Origin of the sequence: Achromobacter sp. Marseille-Q0513, from assembly GCF_018195695.1 — a bacterium.
In the GTDB taxonomy this organism is placed as follows: domain Bacteria; phylum Pseudomonadota; class Gammaproteobacteria; order Burkholderiales; family Burkholderiaceae_B; genus Achromobacter.
Genome location: NZ_JAGTJY010000628.1, coordinates 1 through 348, shown reverse-complemented (window position 1 = coordinate 348; position 348 = coordinate 1). Strand labels below are relative to the sequence as shown.

Genomic DNA, 348 nt, shown 5'->3' with positions numbered 1-348 from the left:
GAGGAACAATGGCGCTTTCCCACTTTGATCACGGAACACGCACATGACACGACTGCAAGATAAATTCGCCCTGGTCACCGGCGGCACCAGCGGCATCGGCCTGGAAACGGCAAGGCAGTTCCTGGCCGAGGGCGCCACGGTCGCCATCACCGGCCGTGACGAGCGCGCGCTGGAGCGCGCCACGGCGGAACTGGGCGGCGCCGTGCTGGCGATCCGTTGCGATGCCGGCGACATCGGCGCCCAGCAGGATCTGGCCCTGACGCTCGCGCGCCAGTGGCCACGCCTGGACGTGCTATATGCCAACGCCGGCGACGTCACCCACCGGCCGATACAGGAATGGGATGAAAC

Annotated in this window: 1 protein-coding gene; it reads left to right on the top strand. The window is 67.0% G+C overall.

The window, feature by feature from the left end; all coding sequences use genetic code 11:
- Positions 1–43: 43 nt before the first annotated feature.
- On the top strand, positions 44–348 hold a 305-nt coding region (locus KDH83_RS32060; RefSeq protein ID WP_212323247.1), incomplete at its 3' end, for an SDR family NAD(P)-dependent oxidoreductase.